At 42.9% G+C, this 287-nt stretch carries 1 protein-coding gene; it reads right to left on the minus strand.

Going from position 1 to position 287, the window contains the following annotated elements; translation table 11 throughout:
* Positions 1-99: 99 nt before the first annotated feature.
* Positions 100-287 (minus strand): hypothetical protein (locus I656_RS19655; RefSeq protein WP_235048687.1); only part of this gene is annotated, 188 nt, incomplete at its 5' end.

Raw genomic sequence — 287 nt, forward strand, 5'->3', positions numbered from 1 at the left:
AGTAGGTCGCTGCTAGGCAGGCAAAAAAATGAGGGAGCTGAATGGTTCTCTCATTATTTTTGCCTAATGGGAAATGAGTCATTTTGAATGACGCCATTTTCAATCCTCTCCCCCAAAATGTAAAGCGTGATCATCGTTTCCTAGACCCCCTTTTTCATAAAAGCGATAGGAAACGGAAACTCGCGTAAGGGTGTCCTGTACGGCATGGACACCCTCTTTTTTTATTTTTTTCGGAAAGGCAGGTATCTCCTTTTTTGGACTCGTGGGGGAGATTATTCGCTTTTTTT

The sequence above is a fragment of the Geobacillus sp. WSUCF1 genome (genome assembly GCF_000422025.1).
Classification (GTDB): Bacteria; Bacillota; Bacilli; order Bacillales; family Anoxybacillaceae; genus Geobacillus; species Geobacillus zalihae.